We start from the raw sequence: 6147 nt of genomic DNA on the forward strand, positions 1-6147 counted from the left end.
GTCACATGATCGCCACCCCCGGCCAAACACATCCACCCACCCGGGCAGTTGGCTTGCCGGGCCGGCGGTTTGTTGGGTGGTCGGCTGGCCGAGCACATCCGCCCGCCCGGGCGTTTGCTTAGCCGGGCCGGCGGTTTTCGGGGTGGTCGGCTGGGCCGCTGCGCCGGTGGGGTTCGCGGGGGCTGGTGGTTGGTGGCCGGGCTGGCGGTTGGCGGGGTGGTTGGCTGGGCGAGCGCGTCCACCCGCCCGGGTATGTGCTCGCCGGGCGGGCGGTTCGTGGAGAGCCTGCTTTGAGGGCTGGGTCTAGCCCTTGCCGGGTTCCTCGACCAGGCCGGTGCGCAGTGTCTCCAGCGTCTTGGTCAGCAGCCGTGACACGTGCATCTGCGACACGCCGATCCGTTCGGCGATCTGGGTCTGGGTCATGTTCTTGAAGAACCGCAGCAGCAGGATGGTGCGCTCGCGCTCGGGCAGCCGCTCGATCAGTGGGCGCAGCGACTCGTGGTCCTCGATGCCCAGCAGTCCGGCGTCGTCCTCGCCGAGGGTGTCCGCCAGGGGGTCCGAGCCCGGCTCGCCCGCCGACAGCGCCTCGTCGAGGGAGACCGACTGGTAGACCTGCCCGGCTTCCAGCCCCTCGTAGACGTCCTCCTTGGGGATGTCCAGGTGGGCGGCGATCTCACTCGGCGTCGGCGCCCGGCCCAGCCGCTGCGACAGCTCGTTGCCCGCCGCGGAGATGGTCAGGTGCAGCTCCTTGAGCCGCCGGGGCACCCGCACCGACCAGGCGGTGTCGCGGAAGTACCGGCGCACCTCGCCCATGATCGTGGGGACCGCGTAGGACAGGAAGTCGATCCCGCGCGCGGGGTCGAACCGGTCCACGGCGTTGATCAGCCCCACGGTGCCCACCTGCACCAGGTCCTCGCGGGCGACGCCGCGGTGGGAGAAGCGGGTGGCGATGTGCTCGGCCAGCGGCAGGTGCCCGGTGACCAGGGCGTCGCGCACCGCCTCGCGGCGCGGGTCGCCCTGGGGCAGCTCGGCCAGCTCGGCGAACTTCGGCGCCAGGTGGGTGTACTCGTGGGTGCCCGATCCCTCGGGCGCGGTGGGGGCGGCACTCATGCGGTACCCCCCGTCCGGCCTCTGGCTATGTAGATGTGCAGGGTCGGTTGGCCGTCGGGCCCGGGGCCCGCCCAGGAGTCCACCCGGTCGGTCAGCGTGGTGAGCACCCGCCAGCCGAAGGATGAGGTGTCGACGACGACCTCCGCGGCGGTGGTGGCCGCCGCCTCGAAGCACACCAGGTCGCCGTCGCGGACGAACGAGCACTCCAGCTCGCTGCCCGGCACCGCCCGGGTGATCAGGGTCGAGCACACCTCGTCGACGGCGAGCTTGAAGTCGGAGATCGCATCGATGTCGTGGTCCTGCAACGCGGCCACGGTGCCCGCCACGGACCGCACGACCGGCAGGTTCAGCAGGTCGGCAGCGAACCGCAGCCTGATCCGGTCGTCGACCGCGGGCGTGAAGCCTGCCCGCGGCGCGGCCGTCGCCGCCCGGTTGTCGGGCACCCCGCCGTCGTACACCCCGCGATCACTGTCGGTCATCGTGCTCGAACTCCCATCCTCGGCTCGGCGCACCCTCCCGGGCGGCCGGTCCATCGTCGCAGGCCCACCCCGACCCCCGCCCCCCAAGGGGGCGCAGGCAGGGCTCACCGGCGCTCGCCCGCGATCGGGCCCAGCACCTCGTACGGCGGGACCCAACCCCGGTCGAGCAGCAGGCGGTACAGCTCGTGCAGTGCCCGGGACCTGGTCGCGTCGTCCTCGGCGGCCACCAGCGCCCGCACCGCGGCGAGCAGCCCGGGGTCGGCGCGCATCGCGTCCGCGTCCGCGTCGACCTCCGGCCCGGTCTCGTCCGCGCCCGTCTTGCGCCGCAGGTACGCCTCCAGCGGCTCGGCGCCCGGCTCGGCGAACATGCCCACCACCAGGTGGGCCACCCGGTGCAGCTTGGTGTTGTACTGCTGCGACAGCCGGACCAGCGCCTCGAACGCCTCGTTCGGCGAGCAGCGGCGCAGCACCACCAGCACGCCCATGGCCTGCTCGATGGTGGCCCTGGTGCGCAGGGCCCGCCGCAGACCGTCCAGTTCAGACCGCAACTGGTCGACGGCACCGTCATTCCCGTCGGTCATCGGCGCGCACCACCGCGTTCCGGACCGCCGCGCTCTGGGCCGCGCACCGGCGATCTTCGCGCCGCACTGCCCATCCTCGCTCCTCCTGGCTCGAATCCCGGTCTGTGGCCGTGGGTTCGCGCGGGCGAGGAGGACGCGTCGGACAGCGCCGACGCGGGTGCGGGCCGGGCAACACGCAGCTACTCGCTTCACGCGAGCGCCGGAGCCGCCAACTGGTGTCGTCCCCGACGCGCTGCGGCTGCTTGCTCAACCGCTCCGCACCACTCTAAAGATCACGCCGAGGCGGGCACAAGGCAGGGTCCCGCCGCCCGGCCTGCGGGACGCCCGGAGCCCCTCTACGGTGGGTCGCGCAAGCCGCACGACGAGATGGGAACGCGACCGGAGGGCGATCCGGCCCCGGTCGACACGGAAAGGAGCCAGTGCATGCTGGCGGTGACGGAAGCGGCAGCGGACGCGATCAGCGCCCTGACCCAGCAGGACGGGATCGCCGATGAGGGCGGTCTGCGCTTCACCCTCGTGGAACCCGAGCAGCCCGACGGCGCGCCGCTCGCGGTGGCCCTGGCCCCGGCGCCCACCGACGGCGACCAGGTGGTGAGCCCCAAGCCCCAGGCCAACGTCTTCCTGGAGCCGGGAGCGGCCGACCTGTTGTCGGACAAGGTGCTCGACGTCCAGCAGGACGACGAGGGGCACCTGAACTTCGCGGTGCTGGAACAGCCCGCGACGGGCTGAGGTTCCCGGCGGTGCCGCAGTGCGAGATAGGCCACCATCGCACGGTCGGGTGATTGAATCCACCCGTCCTGGGTAATACCACCCTCAGGGTGGGCGAGACCAGGAGGCTGATGTGCGGCACGAACCGCTGGCGAGTACTTCCACGGCGACCATCCCCGCGACCCCGTTGTGGCGCGGGCTGGACTACGGCCCCGGCATCGTGGTGCTGGCACCCCGCGACGGGGAGCCCGAGGTGCCGCGGGCGTGGCAGCCGCTGGAGCAGCGCTACCAGCTCGCCTGGTGCGCGGTCCCCGACGAGGTGGAGCTGCTGCACCGGGTCGAGGACGTGCTGGAGACGCTCGCCGACCGCAACACCCGCACGCACGTCGTGGCGCACGCCGCGCTGGTGGACGTCGCCGTCCGCCTGGTCGCGGAGTTCCCCGGCACCGTGCGCGGGATCGTCCTGGTCGGCTCGGGCCCCGAGCCCGGGCCGACCGGGGTCCCGGTGCGCCGCGTGGCCGCCGGTGCGGCGGACCTGTCCGACGCCGCCGTGGTCCGCGAGGTCCGGCGGGCGCTGGAGGCCGGCGACGACGTCGAGCCCGCGCACCTGCGCCTGAACCTGCCGTTCGCGCGGTCCGGTGCTGCCTCTGTGCTCACGGGCCCGTACGCACCGTCGACGGCCGCCCGCGGCTGAGGCGCCCCGCCCGCGCCGGACCGGCGCGGGCAATATCGTGGGGGGCATGAGCACACACTTCGACGTGGTCGTCCTCGGCGCGGGTCCCGGCGGGTACGTCGCGGCGATCCGCGCCACCCAGCTCGGGCTGTCCGCGGCCGTCATCGAGGAGAAGTACTGGGGCGGGGTCTGCCTCAACGTCGGCTGCATCCCGTCGAAGGCCCTGCTGCGCAACGCCGAACTCGCCCACCTGGTCCAGCACGAGGCCGAGGCGTTCGGCATCGAGAACGCAGGCGGGGTCCGCTTCGACTACGGCGCCGCGTACCGCCGCAGCCGCTCGGTCGCCGAGGGCCGGGTCAAGGGCGTGCACTACCTGATGAAGAAGAACGGCATCAAGCAGTTCGAGGGCCGGGGCACCTTCACCGACGCCAACACCATCGAGGTGGCGCTGGGTGACGGCGGGACCGAGACGGTCACCTTCGACCACGCGATCATCGCCGCGGGCGCCACCACCAGGCTGCTGCCCGGCACGTCGCTGTCGGAGCGGGTGGTGACCTACGAGGAGCAGATCCTCGCCGACTCCCTGCCGGAGAGCATCGTCATCGCCGGTGCGGGGGCGATCGGCGTCGAGTTCGCCTACGTCCTGCACAACTACGGCGTCAAGGTCACCATCGTCGAATTCCTCGACCGCGTCGTCCCCCTGGAGGACGTGGAGGTGTCGAAGGAACTGGCCCGCCGCTACAAGAAGCTGGGCATCGACATCCGCGTCGGCACCCGCGTGGAGAAGATCGACGACTCCGGCGACAAGGTCAGGGTCACGGTGTCGAAGAACGGCACCGAGGAGGTCCTGGAGACCGACAAGGTCATGCAGGCCATCGGCTTCCAGCCCCGCGTCGAGGGCTACGGCCTGGACAAGACCGGGGTGGAGTTGACCGAGCGCGGCGCCATCGCCATCGACGGCCGCTGCCGCACCTCGGTCCCGCACATCTTCGCCATCGGCGACGTCACCGCCAAGCTCATGCTGGCGCACGCCGCGGAGTCCATGGGCGTCATCGCCGCCGAGACCATCGCCGACGCGGAGACCATGGAGCTGGACTACGCCATGATCCCGCGCGCCACCTACTGCCAGCCGCAGATCGCCAGCTTCGGCTACACCGAGGCCCAGGCCCGGGAGAAGGGCTACGACGTCCAGGTCGCCAAGTTCCCCTTCACCGCCAACGGCAAGGCCCACGGCCTCGCCGACCCGGTCGGCTTCGTCAAGCTCATCAGCGACAAGGAGCACGGCGAACTCCTCGGCGGGCACCTGATCGGCCCGGAGGTGACCGAGCTGCTGCCGGAGCTGACCCTGGCCCAGCAGTGGGACCTCACGGTGCACGAGGTGGCCCGCAACGTCCACGCCCACCCCACCCTGGGCGAGGCCGTGAAGGAAGCCGTCCACGGCCTCGCGGGACACATGATCAACATGTAGTCCGACCGGCTTCGACCACATCGAGCGGCCCCCGGGGAGCAGTGCGCCCGGGGGTCGTCCGATTTCCCGGTGCTCAATTTGGTTGCGCACAACTCAATCGAGGGCTACTGTTCTCTTCGTACCCGAAACGAGGAGGCGGCTGTGAAGGCTCTGTACGAGGCTCAGGCGACGGCGACCGGTGACGGCCGCGGCGGGCACGTGCGCTCGTCCGACGGTGTGGTCGACACCGACCTGTCGGTGCCCAAGGGGCTGGGCGGTCCCGGTGGGGACAAGACCAACCCGGAGCAGCTCTTCGCCGCCGGGTACGCCGCCTGCTTCCACGGCGCGTTGCAGGTCGTGGCCCGGCAGGCGAAGCAGAAGATCGACGGGTCGCAGGTCGCCGCGAAGGTGGGCATCGGTTCCCTCGACACCGGCGGGTTCGGCCTCGAGGTCGCCCTGGAGGTGACCATCCCCGGTCTGGACAGGGACACCGCCCAGGACCTCGTGGAGAAGGCGCACCAGGTGTGCCCCTACTCCAACGCCACCCGTGGGAACATCGACGTTCAGCTCACCGTGGCCTGAACAGGAGCATGTGATGACCGAGCGTGACGCCGTTCGGCTGGAGCAGCAGCTCTGCTTCGCGCTGTACTCGGCGTCACGCGCGATGACCACCTGCTACCGGCCGCTGCTCGAGGACCTGGGGCTCACCTACCCGCAGTACCTGGTGATGCTGGCCCTCCTCGAGCGCGAACCGGTGACGGTCAAGGACCTCGGCGCCACGCTGCGCCTGGACTCCGGCACCCTGTCGCCGCTGCTCAAGCGGATGGCGGCGGCAGGGTTGCTGACCCGGTCGCGGAGTGCGGTCGATGAGCGGAGTGTGGTGGTGTCGTTGACCGAGGCGGGGGAGGCTTTGCGGGGGCGGATCGCTGAGGTGCCCGCTGGGGTTCTGGCGGCTTTGGGGAGTTCGCTGGAGCAGATCGTGGCTTTGCAGGCTGATGTGACGGCGTTCCTGGCTCGGATGGAACGCGCGGTCGGGGAGTAGTCCGGTCTGCTTGCCTTGACCCGGGGTTGTGCCCCTGTTGTAGAACCCGGTCGTTTTGTGGGTGGTGCCCGGCTGGGTGGATGTGTTTGGCCGGGGCCCCTATGGCG

8 protein-coding genes are annotated in these 6147 nt (G+C 71.4%); 5 read left to right on the forward strand and 3 right to left on the reverse strand.

Annotated elements, in window-relative coordinates; genetic code table 11:
• Positions 1 to 303: 303 nt before the first annotated feature.
• The 3 genes from UO65_RS15305 to UO65_RS33365 form a co-directional block, all read right to left on the reverse strand.
• A complete protein-coding gene (locus UO65_RS15305; protein ID WP_035283111.1) occupies positions 304 to 1110 on the reverse strand; it encodes a SigB/SigF/SigG family RNA polymerase sigma factor in 807 nt (268 codons plus the stop codon).
• On the reverse strand, positions 1107 to 1589 hold the full coding sequence (locus tag UO65_RS15310) for an ATP-binding protein (RefSeq protein ID WP_233427593.1): 483 nt from the start codon (positions 1587 to 1589) through the stop codon (positions 1107 to 1109). Before UO65_RS15310 ends, UO65_RS15305 begins: the two co-directional genes overlap by 4 nt.
• 104 nt (positions 1590 to 1693) lie before the next feature.
• On the reverse strand, positions 1694 to 2170 hold the full coding sequence (locus UO65_RS33365; RefSeq protein WP_052021214.1) for an ANTAR domain-containing protein: 477 nt from the start codon (positions 2168 to 2170) through the stop codon (positions 1694 to 1696).
• A gap of 423 nt (positions 2171 to 2593) precedes the next feature.
• Here UO65_RS33365 and UO65_RS15320 point away from each other — a divergent pair, with 423 nt between their 5' ends.
• The 5 genes from UO65_RS15320 to UO65_RS15340 all read left to right on the forward strand — a co-directional run bounded on the left by UO65_RS15320 (position 2594) and on the right by UO65_RS15340 (position 6040).
• The gene (locus UO65_RS15320; RefSeq protein ID WP_035283112.1) at positions 2594 to 2899 is read left to right on the forward strand and encodes a hypothetical protein; all 306 of its coding nucleotides are present in this window, start codon (positions 2594 to 2596) and stop codon (positions 2897 to 2899) included.
• 112 nt (positions 2900 to 3011) lie between these two features.
• Positions 3012 to 3572 (forward strand): hypothetical protein, encoded by a 561-nt coding sequence (locus UO65_RS15325; RefSeq protein WP_035283114.1) that lies wholly within the window; start codon positions 3012 to 3014, stop codon positions 3570 to 3572.
• A 46-nt stretch (positions 3573 to 3618) separates the two neighbouring features.
• Complete coding sequence (gene lpdA, locus UO65_RS15330) at positions 3619 to 5019, forward strand: dihydrolipoyl dehydrogenase (RefSeq protein ID WP_035283115.1); 1401 nt, start codon at positions 3619 to 3621, stop codon at positions 5017 to 5019.
• 141 nt (positions 5020 to 5160) lie between these two features.
• Positions 5161 to 5580 carry an organic hydroperoxide resistance protein gene (locus UO65_RS15335; protein ID WP_035283116.1) on the forward strand — a complete coding sequence of 140 codons (420 nt, stop codon included), beginning with the start codon at positions 5161 to 5163 and terminating at the stop codon, positions 5578 to 5580.
• Between the two features lie 13 nt (positions 5581 to 5593).
• Positions 5594 to 6040, forward strand: coding sequence for a MarR family winged helix-turn-helix transcriptional regulator (locus UO65_RS15340; protein WP_035283119.1), 447 nt, complete (start codon positions 5594 to 5596; stop codon positions 6038 to 6040).
• Positions 6041 to 6147: the final 107 nt, after the last annotated feature.

Source organism: Actinokineospora spheciospongiae, from assembly GCF_000564855.1.
Taxonomy (GTDB): domain Bacteria; phylum Actinomycetota; class Actinomycetes; order Mycobacteriales; family Pseudonocardiaceae; genus Actinokineospora; species Actinokineospora spheciospongiae.

Bases quoted from the DNA above. Each gene is read 5' to 3' on its own strand.
- UO65_RS15340 (WP_035283119.1), top strand. From the start codon at position 5,594: ATGACCGAGCGTGACGCCGTTCGGCTGGAGCAGCAGCTCTGCTTCGCG.
- UO65_RS33365 (WP_052021214.1), bottom strand. From the start codon at position 2,170: ATGACCGACGGGAATGACGGTGCCGTCGACCAGTTGCGGTCTGAACTG.
- lpdA (WP_035283115.1), top strand. From the start codon at position 3,619: ATGAGCACACACTTCGACGTGGTCGTCCTCGGCGCGGGTCCCGGCGGG.
- UO65_RS15305 (WP_035283111.1), bottom strand. From the start codon at position 1,110: ATGAGTGCCGCCCCCACCGCGCCCGAGGGATCGGGCACCCACGAGTAC.
- UO65_RS15320 (WP_035283112.1), top strand. From the start codon at position 2,594: ATGCTGGCGGTGACGGAAGCGGCAGCGGACGCGATCAGCGCCCTGACC.
- UO65_RS15310 (WP_233427593.1), bottom strand. From the start codon at position 1,589: ATGACCGACAGTGATCGCGGGGTGTACGACGGCGGGGTGCCCGACAAC.